11 protein-coding genes are annotated in these 25,637 nt (G+C 47.2%); 9 read left to right on the forward strand and 2 right to left on the reverse strand.

What is annotated here, in order from left to right; all coding sequences use genetic code 11:
* Positions 1-161 precede the first annotated feature (161 nt).
* Entirely contained in the window at positions 162-1,391 is a 1,230-nt protein-coding gene (locus tag JNUCC31_RS19395; RefSeq protein ID WP_192273155.1) for a nitrate/nitrite transporter, read from the reverse strand.
* Between the two features lie 428 nt (positions 1,392-1,819).
* Between JNUCC31_RS19395 and nirB the strand changes: the two genes are divergently transcribed.
* The 7 genes from nirB (at position 1,820) to JNUCC31_RS19430 (ending at position 17,519) form a co-directional block, all read left to right on the forward strand.
* A complete protein-coding gene (gene nirB, locus JNUCC31_RS19400) occupies positions 1,820-4,141 on the forward strand; it encodes a nitrite reductase large subunit NirB (RefSeq protein ID WP_192263496.1) in 2,322 nt (773 codons plus the stop codon).
* The gene (gene nasC / locus JNUCC31_RS19405) at positions 4,044-6,176 is read left to right on the forward strand and encodes an assimilatory nitrate reductase catalytic subunit NasC (RefSeq protein WP_192263498.1); all 2,133 of its coding nucleotides are present in this window, start codon (positions 4,044-4,046) and stop codon (positions 6,174-6,176) included. The genes nirB and nasC overlap by 98 nt, the downstream gene beginning before the upstream one ends.
* A 328-nt stretch (positions 6,177-6,504) precedes the next feature.
* A complete protein-coding gene (locus JNUCC31_RS19410; RefSeq protein ID WP_192263500.1) occupies positions 6,505-6,924 on the forward strand; it encodes a hypothetical protein in 420 nt (139 codons plus the stop codon).
* Between the two features lie 23 nt (positions 6,925-6,947).
* The gene (locus JNUCC31_RS19415; RefSeq protein ID WP_192263502.1) at positions 6,948-11,933 is read left to right on the forward strand and encodes a DUF4132 domain-containing protein; all 4,986 of its coding nucleotides are present in this window, start codon (positions 6,948-6,950) and stop codon (positions 11,931-11,933) included.
* Positions 11,934-12,572: 639 nt separating this feature from the next.
* Positions 12,573-15,284 carry a beta-glucosidase gene (locus JNUCC31_RS19420; RefSeq protein WP_192263504.1) on the forward strand — a complete coding sequence of 904 codons (2,712 nt, stop codon included), beginning with the start codon at positions 12,573-12,575 and terminating at the stop codon, positions 15,282-15,284.
* Between the two features lie 70 nt (positions 15,285-15,354).
* The gene (locus JNUCC31_RS19425) at positions 15,355-16,920 is read left to right on the forward strand and encodes a glycoside hydrolase family 30 protein (RefSeq protein WP_192263506.1); all 1,566 of its coding nucleotides are present in this window, start codon (positions 15,355-15,357) and stop codon (positions 16,918-16,920) included.
* A gap of 152 nt (positions 16,921-17,072) precedes the next feature.
* Positions 17,073-17,519 (forward strand): acetyltransferase, encoded by a 447-nt coding sequence (locus JNUCC31_RS19430; RefSeq protein WP_416234321.1) that lies wholly within the window; start codon positions 17,073-17,075, stop codon positions 17,517-17,519.
* A 136-nt stretch (positions 17,520-17,655) separates the two neighbouring features.
* Here the strand turns inward: JNUCC31_RS19430 and JNUCC31_RS19435 are convergent, their stop codons facing one another.
* Complete coding sequence (locus JNUCC31_RS19435; RefSeq protein ID WP_192263508.1) at positions 17,656-18,444, reverse strand: formate/nitrite transporter family protein; 789 nt, start codon at positions 18,442-18,444, stop codon at positions 17,656-17,658.
* A gap of 386 nt (positions 18,445-18,830) precedes the next feature.
* On the opposite strand from JNUCC31_RS19435, the gene JNUCC31_RS19440 reads away from it, so the two are divergent.
* Both JNUCC31_RS19440 and JNUCC31_RS19445 read left to right on the forward strand, forming a co-directional pair.
* The gene (locus JNUCC31_RS19440) at positions 18,831-21,500 is read left to right on the forward strand and encodes an S-layer homology domain-containing protein (RefSeq protein ID WP_192263510.1); all 2,670 of its coding nucleotides are present in this window, start codon (positions 18,831-18,833) and stop codon (positions 21,498-21,500) included.
* A gap of 48 nt (positions 21,501-21,548) precedes the next feature.
* Entirely contained in the window at positions 21,549-25,586 is a 4,038-nt protein-coding gene (locus JNUCC31_RS19445) for an S-layer homology domain-containing protein (RefSeq protein WP_228469110.1), read from the forward strand.
* The last annotated feature ends 51 nt before the right edge of the window (positions 25,587-25,637 follow it).

Consider the following 25,637-nt stretch of genomic DNA (forward strand, 5'->3'; position numbering starts at 1 on the left):
TCATTAGACTAAAATAACGCGACAAAGGGGCGTCCACCGTCATGTTCATGACTAATGGGACAGCCCCGTTCGGCGTGGTGTTGATTATCTATATTTGTATACAGCAGACTGCGGACGAATACTCCTAATACTCAGGATCTCATAAGGGATGATCAGAATAATTAGGACGTGAGGGACGGAGATTCAGTGATGCTCTTGCTGCTTTTATTCAGCCAGCTGACACGCCAACGCGATTGCATGATGAGAACGAGGAACATGGACGCAGCCGCAATCAGACTAAGAATGACAAAGCCGGGTGTATAGGAGTGGTAGGAACTGTACAGTTGACCGAGAATGAGGGGCAATGCATATCCGCCCAATCCGCCAGCGGCACCTACAATACCAGTCATCAGTCCAATCTCGTTGCCGAATCGTTGGGGAACCAGTTGGAACACGGAGCCATTCCCGGCACCAAGACACATCATGCCAAGGAACAACATGACGACCACAACGGGAAGTGGTGGCATGAAGGACACGCCAATCAGCATGATACATGCTCCTGTGTACAGAAAGGTCAGCATGCGTGTTCCGCCAATTTTGTCAGCCAGGTAACCCCCGACAGGCCGGAAGAAACTGCCTGCGATCACACAGAATGTGGTAATGTCCGCGGCATGAACTGGAGAAAGGCCATACTGGGTGTTGAAGAAGATGGTCAGATAGTTGCATAACCCCACGAAGCCACCAAAGGTAACACAATAAAAGGCACAGAATACCCATGCATCCTTTTGTTTCAGCAGACTTCCGTATTGAGACAGTTTCTTTGGTTCAGGCCGGTTGGGGCTGTTACGAGCAAAGAGAGAAAAGAGAATAAATACGATTGTGATGGGGATAATTGCCAGTCCAAATACCACTTCCCAGCTGCCATAATGGGTAGCCAAGCGATTGGCAAACAACGTTGCGAGTACTGTTCCGCTGTTACCTGCCCCAGCAATACCCATGGCCAGACCCTGATGCTCCTTGGGATACCACTGTCCTGCCAAAGGAAGAGCAGCAGCAAAGGAGGCGCCTGCTACACCAAGCAAGAGAGCTACTACATACAGTTGGCTCAGGGAGTCAACCCATAGCCAGCCCAGTAGCAGAGGCACAAGTGTGACGAGCATCCCGATCTGTGCGGTCAGCTTCGGCCCGATATAATCGGACAGGAAGCCAAGTACAAGTCGCAGAATTGAGCCGCCAAGAATAGGCAAGGCCACCAGATTGGCTTTTTCCAATGGTGTCATTGGATAATCCAGGGCAATCACTACCGCGAGTGGACCAAGCATACCCCATATCATAAAACTGATGTCAAAATACATAAACGCCCCGAACAGGGTAGGCTTATGCCCGCTCTTCCAAAAACTTTTACTCTCCATCATCCATCATCGCTCCTCATCCAATTGAGATCTTCGAGACTTGTCTATGTGCATGTTCAGGCAGAAAAAGGCCGCAATTCGTCCTGATAAGAACGATTTGCGGCCCCGTTGCCGACAGGCGGTACACGTCATTGTGTTCCCGCACCTGAGTTGATCACAGCACTGTGATTTTGATTCAAATTATAAAAAGGGAAATTAAATATGTCAACAAAATTTACATGGAATTTAAAATATTTTGATTTTTTATGATTTTTATAATCACAATGTTAATGTTGTTGACATATGTTTGAGATTACCTTAATCTGAATCTATTATGAGTCTACACAATGGCGTGTGGATTCCGGAGGCAACGGTGCCCTTTTCCGATATATGGAGAAGGGATTTTTCTGTTTATTTTCAGATGTGTTACAGAGATTAGGGGGCAGCCCATGAGCAAAAAGAAACTGGTGATTATCGGGAATGGTATGGCCGGTGTGAAATGTGTAGAAGAGATTATTGCACTGGAGCCTGACAGTTATGAGATTGTGATCTATGGGAATGAACCCCGTCCCAATTACAATCGCATTATGTTGTCGAAAGTGTTGCAGGGTGAACATTCGCTACAGGATATCATTATTAATGATTGGAATTGGTATAAGGAGCATGGTATTCGGCTCTGTACAGGAGAAATGGTGCACAGGATCAATACTCAGGCGAACTATATAGAGACTGAATCCGGCATAAGGGAAACATACGATATTCTGATACTGGCAACTGGATCTTCTCCGTTTGTTCCACCGATTCCCGGCATAGATAAAGAGAGGGTCATGTCCTTCCGCACGATCGATGATTGTACACGCATGTCGGAGTATTCGAAAGAGTATCGTAAGGCAGCGGTAATTGGTGGGGGATTGCTTGGGTTGGAGGCTGCACGTGGATTGCTGCATCTGGGCATGGAAGCGGTGGTGGTGCACAACGCACCTTATATTATGAACCGACAGCTGGATCTGAAGGCTGCCTCGATGCTTCAGCAGGAGCTTGAGGCTCAGGGGATGACCTTCCTTTTGGCGAAAAATACTCAGAAAATTATCGGTCGTTCGCAGGCCCAAGGTCTCCTTTTTACTGATGGTTCCAAGCTTGAGGCTCAGGTTGTTGTTGTGGCTGTGGGCATTCGCCCAAATGTGGATCTGGCCAGGCGTAGTGGGATTGCTACGAATCGGGCGATCGTGGTCGATGACTATATGCGTACGAGTGTACCGGGTATATACGCGGTTGGGGAATGTGCTGAACATCGAGGGATCAGTTATGGTCTGGTGGCCCCGTTATACGAACAGGGAAAGGTCCTCGCACGTACATTATGTGGGCAGGACACGCCGGAATATAAGGGATCAATTCCATACTCCCAGTTGAAAGTATCGGGGGTCGATGTTTTCTCAGCGGGTGAGATCAGTGGTGAAGGACTGCAGACTGCTATTCAAACGCTGGACGGGATTCGCGGCACATACAAAAAAGTGCTGATGAAGGCTGGTAAGGTGCGTGGAGCCATTTTGTTCGGGGATACGGCTGAGGGGACTGCATTGCTGGGACTGGTGCAACGCGGGGCAGAGGTCGCGGAACTGGCTCCACGCGAGGATGCCCCCGACCCTGCCGAAATGGCAGCTGCTGCACTTCCGGATCAGGAGACCGTATGTGCCTGCAACAATGTGACCAAGGCCGTCATCATGAAGGCTATTCAGGAGCAGGGTCTTCAGACGGCAGATCAGGTAAGGGAGCAAACCAAAGCTTCAGGGTCATGCGGTGGATGTCGCCCCATGGTTGCTGCTCTGGTGAAACACACACATAATCAGAAGAATAACGGCGGTGCGGGTACGGTAACCCAACTGGAGGAAAAGTCTGTAATGCCAGTATGCAGCTGTACAGATCTTAGCCACGCCGGACTGAAGGAATCGCTGGATCACATTCTTAGAGAAGAACACATGGATATATTACATCATCAACCTGTGATAACTCGGCAGATAGACATAACCTTGATCTTACAGAAACTGGATTGGGCCACAGAGCAAGGATGCACGGTATGTCGTCCTTCGATCCACTATTACTTGCAGGTATCCACTTCAACGATGAATGAGCGGGTGACGATAGCTGATGAACATCCGGCTGCTGGGCGGGGAGGTATGCAGCAGCAATTTATGGAGGCCGGAATCAAGCGTAAACATGAAATTCAGATCCGCTGGGATGATGGTATTCCTTTGTCATCCTACACCCTGGATGTGGGAGACTTGGCGGCGAAACTTTGTTCGAGCTGGACAGACGCACATATGCCATCCCCCGTGAACGTGGGTATTGCACCTCGGCCTGGCTCATTGGTGAGTGCACTGGTTCAGGACCTTGGCTTGCTGGCTTCTCCTGTAGGGTGGGAAATTTACGCAGGCGGACATGCGGAGCATCCAGTCAAGGAAGGCAGATTGCTCGGCGTTGCAGAAACAGAGCTGCAAGCAGCATTGCTCGCAACTGCCTGCCTGCAGTGGTACCGTCAAACTGCTTGGTATGATGAACCATTATGGGCATGGACGGAGCGATTGGGATTTATGGCGATTCGGGAAACGCTTTTGGATGATCAGTTCCAGAAGGAACTTGCGATGGGTATCATAGCTGAAAGGCAGGGATGGGGAAATGAAATTACCCGTGAATTCAGAACTGACAGCTTCAAGGCTTCTTGTAAAGGAGACTCAATGTCCGTATTGCAGTGTGCAATGCAAAATGACAGTTGAAGCACTTGCTGAACCTGTTAAGGGAGAGCATCGTGGGGAGTATTCGGTTCAGGGCGTTCCGAATGAAGCCTCCCAGGGCAGATTGTGTGTTAAAGGCATGAATGCACATCAGCATGCGCTCAGTGGGCAACGATTGCTGCACCCTTTAATCCGTCGCAATGGCGAACTTGAGACGTGTTCCTGGGAAGAGGCCATCCAATATATCGTAAAGCAATTTCAGAGTATGAAAGATGACTATGGAGCAGATACGATTGGGGTATACGGAGGCGGATCTTTGACAAATGAAACAGCATATCTTCTTGGGAAATTCGCAAGAGTTGCAATAGGTACAAAATACATCGATTACAATGGACGATTCTGCATGTCAGCCGCAGCATCTGCCGGGAGCAAAGTATTCGGCATGGACCGTGGACTGACGTTCCGGTTATCCGATATTCCCAAAGCGAGCTGCATTATACTGGCAGGCACCAACATTGCGGAGTGTCAGCCAACCCTGCTGCCATACTTCAATCAGGCAAAGGAGAATGGGGCTTTCATTATTGTTATTGATCCGCGGAGAACCGCCACCGCGGCGATGGCCGATCTTCACTTGCAAGTGAAACCCGGGATGGATGCTTTGCTGGCAAATATGATGCTGAAGGTGATTATGGATGCCGGCCTAGTGGACCCTCATTTTATAGAAGATAGAACCCATGGATACGAACAATTAACGTATGTTTTGGCAGATTTACAACTGGAGCAGGCCGCAGCGGCATGTGGGGTTGATCTGGCTCAGGTTCGTCAGGCAGCAATGGCATACGGTAAAGCAGACACTGGAATGATTATGACAGCGCGGGGAGTGGAGCAGCAAACGGACGGTCATTTGGCAGTCAGACATTTTCTGAATTTGGTTCTGGCGACTGGCAAAATTGGCAAACCAGGCTGCGGATACGGGGCCATCACAGGTCAGGGGAATGGGCAAGGCGGGCGGGAGCATGGGCAAAAGGCCGACCAGCTGCCTGGCTATCGCTCCATCGAAAATGAAGCAGATCGTGCCTATGTAGCTTCAGTCTGGGGAGTGGACCCGGCAAGTTTACCGGGAAAAGGGGTCTCGGCCTACGAGATGATGGAGCGTGTGCATAATCAGGATATTCGGGCACTGCTTGTGATGGGGTCGAATCCGGTGGTATCCAATCCCAATGTGCGTTTGGTGGAGGAGGCACTACGTAAACTGGATTTCCTGGTGGTGGCAGATATGTTTCTGTCGGAGACAGCCCGATTGGCCGATCTGGTTCTCCCGGTCACGGCCTATCTGGAGAATGAAGGTACACTGACCAATCTGGAAGGACGTGTTTTGTTGCGAGAACAAGGCCGACCTTCCCCCGGAGAAACGCTTAATGATTGGGATGTTTTGTGCCGAATTGCTGCAGAATTGGGCAAAGGCACTTACTTTCAATATGATTGTGCTGAAGACATATTTAATGAGCTTAGGGTAGCCAGCCGCGGGGGGATCGCTGATTATTATGGGATAACCTATGAGCGTCTGCGTAACGAAAAGGGGGTATACTGGCCATGTCCTGCTCCAGGGGAACAGGGGGAAGGGTTGCTATTCAGTGAGCGGTTTGCCCACCCGGATGGCAAAGCTGTATTTACAGCCGAGTTAAGCCCGGGCTGGAATGAAGTATCCCCGGAATTCCCCTTGATTCTCACCAATGGACGTGTGCTTCCTCATTACCTGACAGGGGTTCAGACACATCGAAGTGCAGCGCTCGCAGCTCGTGAATTGGAGAACTTCGTTGAACTTCATCCGGCTACCGCAGCCCGTAATCGTGTACTGGATGGTGAATGGGTAGAAATACAATCGGTGTACGGGAGCTTCACCGTTCGTGCGCGAGTCAAAGCATATATTCGAGAAGATACCTTGTTCGTGCCGATGCACTGGGGTGGTGTTCAGAATGTGAATCGGGCAACAAGACCCGAATTGGATCCATATTGCCGTATGCCAGGATTCAAGACGGTCGCAGTAACCATTCATCCTTTACGATTAGTCAGGTGAGTAATACGAGTCGAATAACACTATGAGTGTCTGATGAAGAGCTTAACGGCTGTGTAGTCCCATATTTATATGAGACTGCACGGCTTTTTTTGCGTATTAAACGTAGAAATGCAATAGTTCCGAGGTTCCAGCTAAACATGAGGATTGGCCCATGAATATGGCTGGAATATTCGTTATGATATTAATTAGGGGCACATATGTACGTGTTTTGGAGTGGGTAATGAAACAAGCTGATGATTAAGTTAGGTCCATTATCCATGGTGGTATAGATATAAGGACTGTATAGAAGCTTCTTATTAATATAAGGCAGTACATAGGAGGGAAAGCAGTGAACGTATGGATTACGGTGAAAAGTCTGGGTAGACGCAAGCCGGCACTTGCCAAACAAGCTGCCGAACTTCCGGAAACAACCGATACGTTGAGACAGCTTATTAAGAACATGGTGGCTCAGCAGGTTAAGGTTCTTCAGGAAAAGAAACATGATGCGGAATGGCTTGCATACCTGATGCCAGAGGACATTCAGGAGCAGGGGACTACGGGAAAAGTGGGCTTTGGTGCAATTTACAACCAAGGGATTCCCCATGTAGAAGGCGCCATGGATACAGCTGTAACCGCATATGAAGATGGGTTATTTAAAGTGTTTCTCAATGATGAAGAGCTGCTGGGACTGGACGAGCCGCTAATCTTGCGGGAAGACGATAACGTGGTGTTTATCCGCTTTACAATGCTTGCCGGGCGTCTGTGGTAGAGAGTGACGAGGAGGAGATTGGAATGACCCAGGAAGATAACGTTCGACAGTATCAACATGATTTGCAGGGAAAGCTGAAGTCGCTGGATGGTGTAGAGCAGGAGCTTGCGGGCTATGTTGCAGAGATGGCTGGATTCACTTATTTGCGCGAAGACGAAAAGGCCTATTTGAATACAGATGAACTATTGAAGCGTGTGGCTGTGGAGACGCAATCGTCATTGTTCCGTCCTTTGCTTGATGTGCTGGAGCATCTGGTCAGTGATACATTCCTGGCACGTTTCCGTTATATTGCAGAACGAGCAGTGAATTTTCCTTATAGTAAAAATTATGAGCGCAGACCATTTCGTACGACCGATCCCGAACAGCATATTGGACAGGTTCTTCGTAAAATGATTGCCTTGTTTCGTATGGAGATGCATGGCTTTTCTCTGAACGAATATGTATCCATGCGGGAATACAAGTTTGATTATTTTCATGAGATCAGAGCGGTCTTGCCGGATTGCATTGCCTATGAACTGGATCATGGAACCGGAGATATGAAGCAGGTGCTGCATGATATTATCTATGGCGACAATCAAAATGGATTGCTGACCACTGAAATGATCAAAGGTATCTTTATGAGTGATCAGGCGGATGCCTACCAGATGATTGGGGAATTGCTGGTTGCAGCCAGACTGCAAGAGGGTCTGCGCCAAAGCATTGTGGAACGGATGGACGAAGGAACACTTGAGGCGTATAAATACATATTAAAAATAATTATCGACAACAACCTGATTCGGTTCAGTTCGGTGGTGAGGGCGCTCGCCGTATGGACAGGGATTGGAATTGAAGCGGCGAATCAGCGTGTTGCTGCGCAATTAATTACACAAGCGCATCAAGCATTGACTGATCCTGCGGTACGAGAGGCGTGGCAGCAAAGTACCAATGCAAATCAATTGTTTATCAGTCTCTGGGCAACCGCAGTCATCGAAGAGAATGAGTTGGAGCGAAAAGTCATCCAAATCATGGATCACGGGAAAGTATATCAGCAGATAGTTGCTCAATACGTACTTGCTAACAGTCAGAACAGAGGGCTGCGCTTAAACATGGCACGTCAGTATCTTGAAGTACAGGATCTGGAGCTGCTGCATTGGGTGATTGAGAATTATGATGCCATGTACATGTTTAACTGGAGCTTTGAAAATGGGGAGAATCAACGTAGTGTTCACGTCTGGCCACTGCCCGTTTTTGAGGATAAAGCTGTACGTCGGCGAGACTTTGATCTGTTTAAACAAATGCTGGCCTACATTCCGCAGGGAGGGGCTGGTGGACCATCTGGTGTTCTTGAATTTGTTCAATATCGGATCGATCCGGATGATGTAGTGAAAAAAATGCTGTACCTTGCTGCGTATGACATGGATCCGGAATGGATAGGCGAGGTCATTGCGCTCAAAGACAAGCTAAGCCCGGATTTGCGAGGCGAATTGTTGTCCCAGTTTGTCCATCATCCCGAGATTGAAGTACAAAGACAGTTTATTTTTGACAGTCTGTCGGATAAGAGCATGAACAACCGTGAGAATGCTCTGCTCAAAGCCAAGCTGTTAACGCTGACGCCCGAAGAGATGCTGCAAATGGAGGCGTTGCTCAAACTGAAGACGGGATCGCTGCGTCAGAAGATTATTCAAGTGTTATTGCTTCAGCCAACCGATCAGTTGATGGTATCGTTGAAACGACTTCTGCAATCCAAAAGTGAACTGCAGCGATTGGGCGCGCTGGAACTGCTGACCGAGATCTCCGCAGATCCACAGCGCTCGGAGCAGCAGGAGCAGATGCAACCATTAATAGAACTAATCAAGACACCAACAGCCAAGGAGCAGAAGCTGCTGGACAAGCTTACAGAGCAGAGCAGCAGATATACGGAGGCTAATGGTTTCGGCCTGTATGATCCTTCATGGGAAAATCCACTGCTTCAGGAAGAACGTGATCTGGGCGGCTTTAAGCCGAAGGACCTGTTTACCCTTTCCCTGGAAAAAGCGAAGCAGTTTCTTGAAGGTTTGGATGCGTTGCTTCATGAGCACAGAGACCATGAATATGAGGCTGAATATTATGCGGGCTACAAAGAAACTTTGCTTGTAGGTGCGACATTGCGTGCTATGGTCTTCATTCCTTATGATCAGCGGCAAGATATAGCATTATTGGAGCAGTTCCCTCTCCATAACATATGGGGAGAATATGTGCAGAAGAGTGGTCTGGATAGTAAGGAACTGCTGCAAATGTTGTTTGCGATCCGTTTGGAGGATCTGAATAAGAAGCTGGATCATTATTATCGATACTATTCCAACGTGTACGACTACAGTGAGTTGGAGAAACACTGGCTGTTGGAAGGGTGGCGCAAGGAATTTGCCGAAGAGGTCTATCCGGTTCAGCATATCCAGGACCTAAAAAAGATGGTCAGTGAGCTTCGTTATTCAGATCAGGTGAAAACGCTGATTGAGGCCGTGTATGAGGACAGTGATAAGTCAGATACATTTGAAATCGCTGAGCGGACATTGTATGCGCTGATGAAAATGATGCCTGAGGAACAAATGGAAAAGGAATCGGGCATACTTGCTCTCTTGTCCGGCCCATGGTTTTATATTGTCCGGGATCGTGTACATGACGATGAGAGTTTCATGCGATACTTTCAGACTATAAGCCAATTCGACCAATTAAATAGGGACAGTAACCGAGGTTCTTTCCTTACGCTGAACGATTACCTGCGTGCCTACGAGCTGGGCTTCATTGATGCACAGGAAGTCTACAAGCAGCTGCTTGTCGGAGAGTCCCGTGCCCTGTTTATTCGGGAATTGACATCCAGTCGGTCTGACTGGATTGCGGAGAAACCGTTACTGGCAGAACTGCGAAGAACAGTTGTTGAACGAATTTTGGAGATCGAGTTGACCCGAGGAGAGCTCTCAACAGAAGTAAGTACGCTGGCCATGAAGCTTGAGCGCATTGAAGGCATGGAGCATTGGGTGCATCTTGTTGCTGCCATGGATCAGGATACCTTTGTCCGTGGATATATCTACAGCTACGGTGACAATACGACACGTAAAGAAACGTTCAGCCATCTGATCCAGGTTTGCCATCCGCGTGCTGGAGAGGACGAACTGCTGTTGGGACAATTGCTGGCGAAGCATCCCATTCAGGAAAAAAAATTGTTGGAAGCCGCGATGTACGCGCCCCAATGGATGGAGATCGTTGCGAAGCATCTGGGATGGGAAGGCCTGCGCAGTGCAGCGTGGTACTTCCATGCTCACATTAATGAACGTTTCACTGCTGAAAAAGAAACTATTGTGGCGCATTATTCTCCAATTTCGCCACAGGACTTTAACGAAGGCGCATTTGATATCGCCTGGTTTGAGGAGGCATATGAAGCCGTCGGTGAGGAACGGTTCAGTCTGTTGTACGATTGTGCCAAGTATATTTCCGGGGGAGCCAATCACCGCAGATCACAACTGTTCGCGGATGCAGCACTTGGGAAGCTGAAACTTGAAGATATGCTTGAATCCGTGGAAGAGAAGCGCAATAAGGATCATTTGTTGACCTACAGCCTGATTCCGTTCACGGAAGAAAGGGAACAGGATCTGCGTGAGCGGTACGACTTCATACAGAAGTTTCTAATGCAGAGCAAGCAGTTTGGCGCACAGCGACGAGCCAGCGAGGGACTGGTATCCCAGATTGCCCTCGGCAACCTTGCCCGTAATGCAGGATATGCTGATGTTACCCGGCTGATGTGGGATATGGAAGCTCGCAAGCTGGATGAGATGAAATCCTATTTTGAGCCGCATGAACTGGATGATAGTACCACAGCCCAATTGGTCATTGATGAAGAAGGTCAGCCTGAAATGGTCATCGTGAGCAAAGGGAAGACACTTAAGTCTGTACCTGCCCGGTTCAAGAAAGATGGTTACATCACCGAATTGAAAGAATTAAAGGCGGATCTGGTGGATCAGTACCGCCGGGCAAGACAGGAATTGGAGCGTTCCATGACGGCTGGAACATTCTTCACACGTGAGGAAATCTCCAATCTGATGCAGAATCCAATCCTTCGTCCACTGGTTCGCAGCCTTGTATTCCAGGCTGGTGACAAATTGGGACGCTTCGATGTAACTTCTGGTGGTCTTATTGCTCCAGATTCGGCGGGTACAGATAGCTCGATTCAAACCTTGGCGGAACAGGATACATTGCTGATTGCACATCCATTGCATCTATTCCAGAGTGGAAGCTGGGGCAAATTCCAACGGGATCTGTTCAACCGTCAGGAACGGCAGCCATTCAAGCAGGTGTTCCGTGAACTCTATCTTCCGAATGAAGATGAGCTGTCTAATGGTACCGTATCCCGTCGGTATGCAGGTTATCAGATTCAACCGAAAAAATCAGTTGCCCTGCTTAAAGGGCGCCAGTGGACAGTCAGTTATGAGGAAGGCCTGCAAAAGGTTAGCTATGAGCATAATCTGATCGCCAATCTCTATGCCATGGCAGACTGGTTCTCGCCCGCAGATACAGAAGCACCTACTCTGGAGACGGTGCAGTTCTATGATCGGAAGACGTATAAACCTGTCGCGTTGAAGGATGTGCCTCCTGTTTTCTTCTCGGAAGTCATGCGTGACATCGATCTGGTCGTTAGTGTTGCCCATGTTGGCGGCGTAGATCCGGAAGCCAGCTTGACCACGATTGAGATGCGTCACGTGATTGTGAATGAGTCGCTTCGTCTGTTGAAGGTCGATAACGTACGTCTCGATGGAAATTATGCTCGAATTGATGGTGAACTGGGCGAGTATGCCGTTCATCTGGGCAGCGGCAATGTGTTCAAACAGGCGACGGGCGCACTTCACATCGTGCCGGTGCACAGCCAGCATCGGGGCAGAATCTTCCTGCCATTCCTGGATGAAGATCCGAGAACGGCTGAGATTTTGTCAAAAGTGATGTTGCTTGCCGAAGATAAAAAAATCAAGGACCCGCAAATTCTGGCACAGCTTCAACTATAGGAACCGATTGTGCCGCCCCGTTTGGGGCGGTTTTTTACGTGTTATTCCGAAATCCAATGTAACCAGTGGAGAGAAATGAACGGAATCACGTTGGAGGAGGGAAAAGTAAAGAAAAATCCAACATAAAGGCAGCTGAAGAACCTGTTAAAGGGGACCTCAGTTGCTTTTTAATTTTCTATTTATTTATTGGCCGGAATAGTTCCGGTTTCAAAAAGACTTTGAACCCAGGGGATCGCGGAATATTCCTTAATCTGATAATTAATTGAATTAATTGGTTGAACAGATATGGGCCCATTTGACTGTTTTTAAAGGTTAAGAAATTGTTCAACAATAGTTACGGAAATGTAAATAATTCGTTTTCTTGTATTGTTATTTGAACTCGAAGGGGGGTGATGCGAAAGAACTAGAAACGTGTGGAACGCTTTTTTACCAAATTTAAGGGGGTGTAATCTGCGAGCAGGTCGGCTATCGTTAGGAAACGAAATTGCTGTCTTGCTTGCAAGTGGCAGTTTCAGAAGCTCTGTGCAAGACGACCTGAATGCTTGAAAGACTGGGATTAAGCCAGTACGTATTCCCTTGTATACATGTATTCAAGGTGTATGCGAGAAAAATGATCAAGAGAGAAGGAGAACTTACAACATGAACAGAAGACTCAATCTGATTTTCCTCAAACGATGGTTTATGCTGTTAATCATCGTGGCAGTAGCGGCTATGCCGTTGCACGCCTTCGCCGCAGAAGCGGAATCCGGGGCTGATCGCCCATGGATGAACAAATCCCTGTCTGCGGAGGAACGCACCGCGTTGTTGCTCAAGGCGATGACACTGGAGGAGAAAGTCGGATTCGTTACCGGTAAAGTAAATAACTATTATGGTTTCTATAATGATGGACTGGAGCGTCTCGGCATTCCAGCGTTACAGATGGCGGATGGACCTGCTGGGGTACGTGTGGCGAACCCGGATGTTCAGGACAAAAAGTCCACGGCACTGCCCGCACCAATTGCCCTCGCGGCTTCATGGGACACCGATCTTGCCAAGAAATACGGTGATCTTATCGGGCAGGAAGCCCATGACACAACACATAATGTGGTACTGGGCCCTGGCCTGGATATCGCACGTACCCCCTGGGGTTCCCGTAACTTCGAATCCCTTGGTGAAGATCCTTTGCTGGCATCCGGCATGGGTGCGGCATATGTGAACGGGATTCAGAGCAATCCGGTTATTGCTACCGCAAAGCACTACATCCTGAATAACCAGGAGACGGAGCGTTTCACAACCAATGCAACAGCCAGTGAACGTGCCATTCAGGAAGTATATGCACGTCCGTTCCAGGCGATGGTGGAAAAAGCGAATCTGGGTTCGGCGATGTGTTCGTTTAACCAGGTGAACGGTACATATGCTTGTGAGAACAAGAAGATGCTGACGGATGTCCTCAAGAACCAGTTTGGCTTCGAAGGGTTCGTCATGAGTGACTACGGTGCCAACTTCAGTACAGCGGCATCCGCGAATGCGGGACTCGATCTGGAAACACCGGGTGAACCTTATGGCAAATGGGGAAGCAAGCTGCTTGAAGCCGTGAACAAAGGTGAAGTCAGCGAACAAACCATTGATGAGAAGGTCAGACGGATTTTGCTTCAAATGTTCGAGAAAGGGCTGTTCGATAACCCTGTAACAAATACACAAATCAATGCGAAGGCAGATGGCGCTAAAGCACGTGAGTTTGCGGAAAAGAGCATGGTTCTCTTGCAAAATAACGACAACATGCTTCCACTGTCGAGCAAAAATGTGAAGTCCATTGCAGTCATTGGACCAGATGCAGATAACGCATCTGCTGCTGGTGGAGGTAGCAGTATGGTTAACCCGACGTATACCGTAAGTCCACTGCAAGGAATTCGTAACCGTGCTGGTAACGGGGTGGATGTAAAATATGCAGCTGGAACTGATCCGATCTCTGCAGGGGATGCATTTAACGGTCCTTCCGCTGTTCCATCCACACTCCTGTCTCCGGCAAATGCCGAGAAGAGCGAGCAGAACTATGGTACGGAGAAAGCAGAGTATGGTCTGCATGCCGAATATTGGACCAACAAGGACATGGAGGGCAATCCTGAACTGGTCCGCACGGATAACCAGGTGAACATGAATCTTGGATTTTACAACTATGAAGGGTTCAACGCCCAGTCATCCAAGCTTCCGGTGACACCAACGAAATTCAACAGTAAAATGTCCGCTCGTTGGACGGGTTCCATTACGGCTCCCAAAACGGGTGAATACAAATTGTCTCTGACGAGTCTGGGCTCTGCGAAATTGTACGTGGATGATCAGCTGCTCGTAGACAATCAAGGTGAAAATTTGAGCACGACCAAGAAAGAAATCACGTTAGAAGAAGGCAAGTCCCACAACATTCGCATTGAATATCGTACCGATTTCCCGGTACAGTCGAGTCATGATATGGGTGCCCAAGTTCGTTTCGGCTGGGAAGCACCTGAAGATGCTGTGGATGCCAAGATGCAAAAGGCAGTTGATCTGGCCAAAAAATCGGATGTCGCGGTTGTCGTGACACGTACGTATGACAGTGAAGGGTATGTAGACCGTTCCGATCTGGAACTTCCGAACAACCAGGAGCAATTGATCCGCGAAGTGGCGGCAGCCAATCCCAAAACGATTGTGGTACAAATGAGTGGTCGCGCCGTGGAAATGGATTCTTGGCAAAAAGAAGTGCCATCCATTGTTCAAGCCTGGTATGCAGGTCAGGAACAAGGTAACGCGGTCGCACGGGTTCTATTTGGTGATGTGAATCCATCCGGCAAACTGCCCGTGACGTTCCCGTCTGATGATTCACAGACCCCGGTATCCACTGCGGAACAATTCCCGGGTGTGAATGGGGTGGGCAACTACTCCGAGGGTATCTTTGTAGGGTATAAAGGATATGACAAAGAAGGCATGACTCCGGCGTTTGCTTTTGGACACGGATTGTCTTACACGAACTTTGACTACCGTAACCTGCATGTGAAAAATACAGGCAAAGGTGATAAGGCAACGGTAGAAGTATCCCTGAACCTGCGTAATACCGGTAAAGTTACCGGTGCAGAAGTGGTACAGGTCTATGTTGGCAATCTGCCAACCAAGGTGGAGACACCGGAGAAGCAGCTTGCTGGCTGGGCGAAGGTCGATCTGAAGGCTGGCAAGCAGCAGCGTGTCAATATTCAACTGGATCGCAGTGCACTGTCCTATTGGGATGAAACATCGCATAAATGGGTGATGCCTAAGGGGAAAGTACAGGTTTATGTCGGCAGTGCATCCGATGATATCCGCCTGACAGGCAGTGTGAATATCGGAAGCAAGTCTGGTAAATAAAAGTTATAAATGAGTCGTGGCCGAATGGCCGCGGCTTTTTCCAATCAACGTGGGAAGGGAGTGATGAGTGATGAACATAGGCTGGCGAGAGCATCCCAAACGATGGATCATCCTATCAATCGCTGTTTGTTGTGTCGCCGTAGGAATCGGGCTTATCATCAACCGAAGCGATTCACCTGTTCCACCGCCAGTAGAGGACAAGCATGCAGAGGCTGAAGTTTGGCTAACGACGGGAGATCAGCAACATTTGCAGGAACCGCAACCAGCGATCCCTATAGCAGATAACCACGATGCTGGCACCAGCTCCGTTGATTCCGCATCACAGCAGGCGGAACATTCCCGGTTGGAGTTCACCATACGAATTGACCCGGAGAGGACCTATCAGACCATGGATGGATTTGGCGCAGCTATGACGGGTTCGTCGGCACATCTGATCAACCAGCTCCCAGAGGAACAGCAAGAACAACTGCTGAAGGAACTGTTTACGACTGAAGGACTGGACATGGATATGGTGCGTCATACGATTGGTGCCTCGGATTATTCGGTGGATGAATCAGGTCAGGCATCAAGTTATACCTATGATGATATCGCGTCAGGCACGGATTACAACATGGAACATTTTTCGATTGATAAGGATCAGGAAGTCGTGAAGATCTTGGAGCAGGTAGCTCGATTAAAGTCGGACCTGAAAGTGTTGGGCACACCATGGACGGCCCCGGCCTGGATGAAATATGGGGAGAAGACCACGAACGGCTGGTATCTGGATTACAACGACCCCCGGGTGTATGAAGCTTATGCGCGATATTTTATGAAGTATATTGAAGCTTATCATGCGAAAGGCATACCCATCTACGGGATAACGTTGCAGAATGAACCGGAGTTTACTACAGCTGACTATCCAAGCATGAGTATGGGCGCTGAGGAACAGGCGATGTTTATTCGTGATTATCTTGGTCCGGCTCTCAAAGATGCAGGACTGGACACGCGAATCATCGCGTATGACCATAACTGGGATCAGGCGGTCGAATACACAAGCAAGGTGCTTGAAGATGAGCAGGCTGCTGCATATATCGATGGATCGGCCTTCCATTGTTATGCGGGTGATCCGTCCGCCATGTTGGAAGTGCATGACCGCTTTCCAGACAAACATGTTTATTTTACTGAATGCAGCGGCGGGGAATGGAGTCCCGATTTTGGTGTGAATTTAAGCTGGCAGATGTCCAACCTCATGATTGGTGGCCCGCGTAACTGGGCGAAGAATGTACTGCTCTGGAACATCGCATTAGATCCCCAAGGGGGACCTACGAATGGGGGTTGTGGAAACTGCAGAGGAGTGGTGACGATTGATCCGGTGAGCGGTGAAATCATTAGAAATGTGGAGTATTATGCGCTTGGGCACATCAGCAGGTATGTTCGTCCAGGCGCTGTAAGGGTGGAATCTACGCAAGAACAGGGGAAGGTTGAGAACGTCGCCTTTCGCAATCCAGATGGAACTATGGTGCTGATTGCAGCGAACACGGACAACGCAGAAGTCTCTTTTAGCGTTGTCTTAGACGGACATTCGTTTCGATATACCTTGCCTTACCAATCGGTAGCAACGTTCCGCTGGAATCCGCAAACAACTGCGAAAAGTTAACTCAAGAATGGTAAACATGGGTACAGATTGATTGTTGGGCATGGTAAAATATATGTTAACGTAGAGTCATCTAAAATTTAATATAATAACCAAGTCCGATCTGAGGGTCGGATGGTACATAACCGTTTACTAAAAAGGAGAATATGTTGGACATGTTAATCGTTTCATATCGGGAACAGGATCATGACAAGTTGGTCGAGATTTGGGAGAGAGCTGTTCGGGCGACACATACGTTTTTGGAAGAGCATCATATCCAATTCTATAAAAAAGTAGTGAGCGATGTGTTGCAGCAAAGGCAAGTCGAGGTTTGGGAAGCATTGAATGCTGACAATGAACCCGTTGGTTTTATTGGTTTGGATGATAACTTTATCGAGATGTTGTTTGTAGATGTCAGTCAGCATGGACAGGGTCTGGGACGTCTTCTGATTAACCACACCCTTCACCTCAAAGGCCTTCACCTCAAAGTGGATGTTAATGAACAGAATACCGGGGCAGCCCGTTTCTATGAGAAGATGGGATTTGTACAAATAGGTCGTTCCGAATTGGATGGTTCGGGTAATCCGTTTCCGCTGCTTCATCTGGAGATCAAGGCAGATTAGGAGGGAGCTAGCTCGTAAACAAACACCCCCGCAACCTTCATCGCAAGATGGAAGGGTTGCGGGGGTGTTTCAGATTTCCCTTACCGGTTAGCCGAGGTCGATAGACCGGGCCGGGAGGGGATTTTTTTTTCCAAGATTAGTGTGTCTCTTCGTCCAGAAACGGTTTGTTCACGGCATAGTACATAAAGCCCATCAGCAGCACACCGCCCACCAGATTGCCGAGCGTTACCGGAACCAGGTTGTGGATCACCCCGCCCAATGAGATGGTCCCCGGATGATTCAGTACCAGTGCAATTGCGAACGTACACATATTGGCGACGCTGTGCTCATATCCCGAGATGAAAAAGCAGAAGACAAAGAGCATCATGGCGAACATCTTGGCTCCATTCTCCTTCATGAACATCGGCACAAAGAACGCCAGACATACGAGCCAGTTACACAAAATACCCCGAAAAAAGAGCTGCATGGCCGGAGCCTCCATCTTATGCTCTACGACACTCAGCAGAAAACCGTTCACTTGAGATGAATCGAACAGTCCCGTCAGATAGATTAACAGGGCGAATACCGCAGCACCCATCAGATTCCCGCTGTAACTGGCGATCCACAACTTGACCACTTCGAACCATTTCAGTTTTTTGCGTAATGCAGCATACGTGTAGTAGAACGTATTTCCGGTGAACAGATCACCGCCACCATAGGCGATCAGAATAATTGCCGCGCCGAACGTGAGGGCAGCCATAGGGTATGTAAAAGGGGAATCCTCCATATAAAAGAAGTTACCCGTCTTGAACGCCACGATGACGCCAAACCCGATAAACATGCTGGCGAGCATGGAGCGTGCAAGGTACCTGATTAAGCTTTGTTTGTAAATCTTGTGTTTCTTCAGAGCAAGCAGTTCCACGTTCCGTAAACCTTCCGTTTCCATAATTCGCCTCCAATAACCAAGTTGATTGATTGCATAAACTTACAAATCTCACCAAGTTCTTTTCATTATAACGAATTTTGAGATAGATACACGTGATTTCAGAAAAAGAATGTAAGAAAGCATAAAGAGGATTTTACATGAATGCATATTATATAAGTGGATATTATTTATCTATTTTTGCAACTTTTTATGCATTAAGTTCATTTTGATTGACAACCTTTTTTTGTATGTAACATCATGGCCTTATGTTAACGGAAGTGAGGGTATAGGCGTTCTTAATAAGCACCTTTTAATTGGATAATATGGTAGTCATTTTGTTCAGAATTTGTTCAGAAAATCTTGATAAGCTATGTGCCGAGTACGAGTTTTTTTGGGGAGGAACAAGCATGAATCAAGATTGGAAAAAAATACTGCTGACTTCAATTGTAGTAGGCGTGCTGTGGGGAAATCAGATCGTCAACGCAGCCGATCAAACGGGAGGAGCAGTAAATCATATATCATCGGTTTTCACAGATCAAACCGATATCCGTTCCACTTCTCTGCAAGCGGTTCAGGAAGCGGTAAAACAAGGACTAATTTCGGGTTATCCAGATGGATCATTTCATCCACGTCAGTATTTAACCCGGAGAGAGATGGCCGTATTACTGGTTAAAGCATCCCATCTAACGATTGAAGAACCATCGCAAACGGTACGAAATAATTTGGACTGGGCCGCTCCCTATATTGAAGCTATTCGGCAGGCAGGCTGGATGACTGGAGATGCATCTGGTAATTTCCGTGCCAACGATCCAATTCGCCGGGAGGAACTGGCTTCCATTTTGGTAAGAGTCACAGGAACACAAGGAATCAAGAGTGGCCAGCAGCAGACGGTTTCAGATGAATCCATGGTGAGTGGATGGGCTAAAGAACAGGTAAATACTGCATTGAAGATGGGATTATTGGAATCTATTGATGGAAGATTTGAATCCAAGGCTTTGGTGGAAAGGCAAGATATTGCAAAGATTTTGGTCGATGTCTTCCAGACGGGTGAGCAAACAGCTTCATTGACTGAGTTGGATGGAGATATTGCATATATCGATGGACGTCCGTTTGTAATTGGTAAGGAACTGCAAAGCATTCTGAATGAAAAGAACAAAGAGGCATTACAGAATGCTGTGATCACCTATGATGCACGTACACGTAATCTGTCATCCTTGTCAGCAATTCAGATTGTCCAAGCAGGTACGGTTAAAGATCCCGTGACATTGAATATGAAAGAATCAGCCTACCAAGGTGTAATTTCTGTCTCGGCAGATCATGTTGTTTTAAAAGCCGATACATTGTCGCAAGTTGTCTTAAAACCTGGTGTTAGTGTAGTGACAATCGAAGGGGACATCGACGAAGTTGCCCTGGATACCACTGACAAAGTTATTGTTCAGGGAAGTGGGAAGTGGAAACAGATTGTACTGAAAGATGCGAAGTCTGTTATTCAATTGCCTGAGAGTGTAAAAACAGACAAGGTTATTCTTCCGAAAGGAGGGGCATTAACACAGATCATCCATATTACACCTCCTGTAACGGCATCCTCCAGTGATACGGGGACTAGCAACTCTAATACAGGTTCAGGAGGCACTTCAGGACCATCAACACCAACGCCTGAACCAAGACCGCCTGTTGTCATTGTACCTCCGTCTCCCGAGAATCAACCGCCTGTTGTTCAATCGAACATACCCGACAAGAGCGTATTTTTAGGAGATGGTGCACAAGAGATCGATCTGAGCACTATATTTACGGATGCGGATGAAGATGAATTAAGCTATGAAGTTTCAGAAATAGACCAAAGTATCGCTTCTGCTGACATTCAGGGTTCCAAATTAAAAATACAGCCCATTGCTGTAGGTAATACACAGGTAACGGTGAAAGTTAAAGATGGCAAAGGAGGAAGTAAAACAACCTCTTTCCTCTATGTTGTTCATCCTTTTTTCATTCCACCGCCGATCCCACCAATTCCACCCATTGTAATCCCGCCAATCATATTGCCGCCCATAAACCATGCTCCTGAAGTGGTTGAACCATTGCAAATGGTTGAAGTTGAAATGGGAGCTTCAAATGATCCGATAGACTTGAAAACTATTTTCTCAGACCCGGACGGAGATGAACTGACTTTCGTTGTAACTTCATCCGATAACCACGTTGCGGATGCTGATATTACAGGAAGTATGATGACTCTGAACATCTATTCTCTGGGTAATGCTGAAATCACGGTAACCGCCAAGGACAGTAATGGAGCGGAAGTGGAGAACAGGTTTAATGTTAAGGTCAAAGCGCCTGTAGCTGTTAATCATAAGCCCACGGCAGTAAGGCAGATTTCCAAGTTGGAGGTAACTTTGGGAAAGGTAAGCGATACGGTTAACCTGGCTGGAGTGTTCGAGGATTCAGATGGAGACAGTCTATCTTACACGGCAGAATCTTCAGATGCGAATGTAGTAGATACAAGTGTGCAAGGAGAAACGTTGACTTTGCAATTCAAGAACGTTATGGGTTCAGCTACGGTTACGGTCAAAGCAACCGATCCCCGTGGTGAAGAAGCTGAGACCACATTTACGGTTAACGTGGAAGATCCGGATGCAGGAAAGGGATTATTTATTTCCGAGGTAGTCTGGGGTGAGGATTCCAATCAGGCAATTGAGCTGTATAACCCTACATCCAAACCGCTTAATGCAGGAGATATCACGATTGTACGCAGTGATTCCAGTACTCCTATTACGCTGGACTCAGGCACAATAATTCCATCAAATAGTACGTTGGTTCTCGCAGAAGAGTTTAGTGGATTTACAGATGAAGATTATTATTATTTGATTTTGGATCTGGTTGAAAAACAGGAACCGGTAACACTAACGCTTTATTACAAAGGGGAAGTCATGGATACGGCAGTTATTGTACCGGCTCAATCTTTGACAAGAAAATGGGATACCGTTCAAGGTGACAAAGTTTCTTATGAGCCATCCGAATGGAGCAATATTGGAGAAAACAATTATGGTAACTTGGGCAAGTTTGATTCTTTAATCACTCCTTGATTTCGTTAACTTAACACCAGATACAGAAGGAGAATAATGATGCGAAAAATGAAAAGAACAGCACAATTAGCCATAATTGCATTGCTTCTAAGTAATGCTGTTCCAGTTGCTGCACAGAGTCGGGATTCAGCAGATCGGATGTTAACCTCATCTAACATATCTTCAGCCTATAATGCTACAAATCAATTAAATGATTCAATGGATAAGGCTGTAACTATGGGTATCATTAAAGGAGAACCGGACGGTAACCTTAGGGCAGCTGATCCGATCACTCGTCAGGAACTGGCGGTTGTTCTTGCACAGGCCCTTGGATTAACAACAAGTAAAAAAGCTTCAGCACCATTTGCAGATGTGAAGTCAGCTAGCTGGTCAGCACCTTCCATTCAAGCGGTGAAGAAGGCTGGTCTTTTACAAGGAGATGCCAAAGGTTATTTCCATCCAGGGGCAGAGATTACTGGGCAGGAATTAATCACCGTTTTGGTCAGAGCAACGGCTTATGCTAAACAAGGTGATCAGGTAGAGTCGCTTCCTTCGGAATGGAAAGGGGCAAGTGCGTGGGCGGCTCCTTATATCCAAGCTGCTGAGAAGGCTAATCTTTTAAGTGAATATCAGGGAGAGAATAAAGTTAAACAAGGACTTGTTCGAGGCGAAGCCATAGGCATGATGTTGTCAGCGATCTTCCCAGAAACCCGCCTGTCTGTAGTTCAGTCCATCCAAGGAAGCCAAGTTCAGATCAACGGGGTTGTCTATCAGATCTCTGAACAAGTAGCGGGTCTTCTGAATGATCGTAACAAGGCTGTGCTTAATCAGGCAGGAATACAGTTCATGAGCCGAAATCATATGATTACCGATATTAAGACCTTGGAAATTAGAAAAGGCGGAGAAGCAGCACAGACAGGAGAGGCGGAATTCACCCGTAATCTGTTATTGAATGCTGGGGAAACCACACTGAATGGAGATTTGACGATTAAGGCAGACTTCATCTCGGTACAAGAGCTTAAGATCAAGGGGAAACTGACGATAGCCCCGGAGATGGAGCATGACTTTTATGCCAAAAATATAAATGTGGAACAGCCTGTCTTAGTTCAGGGTGGCGACAGCAATACCGTTGTGTTCGAGAACGCTGTTCTAAATAATGTGAATGTAGACAAAAGTGATGTGCATATGGTGCTCTCGGGAAGTACCCATGCTCAAGAGGTTAGCATTGAATCCGACAGTGCGCTTAAAATTGCAGATACGGCTGAGCTGTCTTTGTTGAATATTGTAAATGGCGCAAGTAAGGTGGAATTGCAGGGAAGCGTCGATACGGTCAAGTTGAATACGTCACAGCCTCTGCAACTTAACGGTAATGTCAACTTGCGACAATTAACGGCAGATGGGGTTGGGGCAGTTAATCTTAATGCAGTGGGCACCATTCAACAACTTCAGGTGAATAATGCAGCAGCACAGGTTAATCTAACAGGAAATATTAAGGTTGCCGAGGTTTCCTTGGCAGCCGGAGTGCCATCTTCGGCCGTAAGTGGAAACACAGGAACAGTAACTTCGAATGTGGCATCTCCTTCGTCAGGAGGAACGGGAGGAAGCGAAACGACTCCTGTTGTTGCCAATCGGTCACCTGAACTGCTGAAGCCATTTGAAAACCGCAAGTTTACAGCAAATGGTCAGGGTACATCGCTAAACCTGAACAACTATGTGACTGATCCGGATGGTGATCCAATAACGTATACGGTTGCTTCGTCCAAATCCTCAGTAGCTAAGGTTGTGCTTAGTGGATCAAATCTCGAAGTTATACCATTGGAACATGGTACAGCCACAGTAACGGTGTCCTCAAATGATGGTCGTGGCAAAAGGTTGAGATCCACATTTGAAGTCAATGTGAATGCCCCTCCGCTCGCATCGCCTATTCCTGATCAAGAGTTAATAGCAGAGTCAGGCAACAAGGATGTGGATCTCATGGTCTATGTTATGGATGATGAGAAATATGAATCGGAGTTGCTTTACAGTGTAACGAATAGTGCCCCGGAAATCGTGGATACGGAGATCGTGAAATCGGAATATGGGCAGTCTGTATTGAGGTTAACGCCTAAAAAGGCTGGAGAGGTTGTTCTTAAAATCAAAGTGGATGATGGGCAAATCGCAGATGATGGCAGTACGGGTGTTACAGAACTCGACATGAGGGTTGTTGTTCTTCCGCCACTCAACCGTGTGCCTGTGGGGGAGGCTCCACCAAAAATAGACGTATATCTGGGGGATGACATCCCTGTAGTGAAACTGAACGAGCTATATACTGATCCAGACGGTGACCCACTTACATTCAGCGCCAGTTCATCTGATCCGGACGGATTGATAGTAGAAGAAATTTCCGGAGTGCTGAATTTTACTGCTTTGAAATTTGGAGAATATACCATTCACTTTTTGGTAGACGATGGTAGGGGCGGTTTCATTTCAACTGCATTTCAAGTAAGGGTTAATCCTAAGCCTAATGCTTCTCCAGTTCTTACGAGTAACCTACCTGCTCAAACGTTGTTTCTGGGTAAGGAAGATACTGTCATTGATCTCTCACAATATTTTAGTGATCCAGATGGGGATGTGTTAGAGTTTCAAACGCCACTTGACTTCAATAATCTCCTCATTGCAGAGGTGAATATTCAAGATAACAAGCTGATTATTCATCCCAAGCAAGTTGGCAAATTTCAAGCTGATATTATAGCAAAAGATATATATGGCAAAGAGGCAACAGCCTCTATTGACATAGAGGTCTTAGAATCAGGAAGTATCGGTTCGATCCCGGATCAAACGGTAACATGGCCTTGGTCTACTTTGGATATAGACCTTACTCCGTATCTGTTGAATTTTGACATGAACACATTAACGGTTGATGCTTCTTCTGCAGACGTCAATATTGCAGCGGTCTTAACCAATGGCCCACAGATTTCGGTCACTCCAGTAGCAGAAGGACAAACAACGGTGACGCTGACGGTTTATGATTTGGCAGGACGAACAGAACAGATGTCGTTTGGTGTGACCGTTGCAGGGGAGCCTGCCAGTCCGAACGTGGCGCCAGAGGTTGTAAGCAGCATTTACGAACAAGTGTTAACGCCAACGGTAACGAATGATCGTACGTTTGATCTGAGTCAATTGTTCAGTGATCCTGATGGAGATACGTTGCAGTATACCGTCAGCAGCAGCTTGGACGAAGCAGTTAGTGCAAGCATTAATGGAAGCCTGTTAACATTGAAACCGGGAACAGGGAATACAGTTGCTCCTTTAACTATAACTGCGAAGGATGGAAAAGGTGGAGAGGTCGATTACACCTTTAATGTTCGTACGGCTTCACTGGTGAATGGCGGGGTGATGCAGATCAATACGAAGTCAGGGGTAAAGGATGCTCTAACTTATCCAACTTCGAATGCGTTCCCGGGACAGACGAGTTTCAAGGTATACAGCGGTACGCCAGATTCGACGTTTGCAGGACCGAATACGGTCAATGGGACGCAAATTCCTTTAACTGTATCTCCGTTGTTATTCTGGATTATCGGGAATGATGGTAGAGCGGTGGTAGTGCAAGTGAACTCGCTAGCACAAGGTTCACCGGAATTATTTTTCTCCCAGTATATGGATGCGGGAGATGGGCGTAGTGTCGTCCAACTTTATTACACAGGTGATGGAGACCCGTCACATAAAGCAACTGGGTATCAGTTAGAAGTACATCAATGGATGAAAAAGACGTCAACAATGAAAGTGACGACGAAAAATGTACTCGATGTTAATCCAGGTATGCCTTATATAAACATTAATACTATTTTTTACGACTTTTTCGATATCACTCCAGCCTCATACTACAATGATGAACTGGAATTATATAATCCGGATGAGTATAATGTCGTTGCATTAGTTCTCAAAAAAGATGGACGAACTGTGGACGTTTTGGGCGACCCATCTTCGCATGATCAATTTATGCCTGCTGGCGGGACATTTATTCGCAAACGTGGAATTTACACGGGTTCACAACAATTTTCATTGACAGGTGAATGGAATGGGTTTCCTAAAGGAACGTTGCAGTATGTGAGTACACATACACCGTAGATTGTGGGTAAAACCAAGTGTGTATGGTTTTACATGTAAAGTGTTTCGATA

The sequence above is a fragment of the Paenibacillus sp. JNUCC-31 genome (genome assembly GCF_014844075.1).
Lineage (GTDB): Bacteria > Bacillota > Bacilli > Paenibacillales > Paenibacillaceae > Paenibacillus.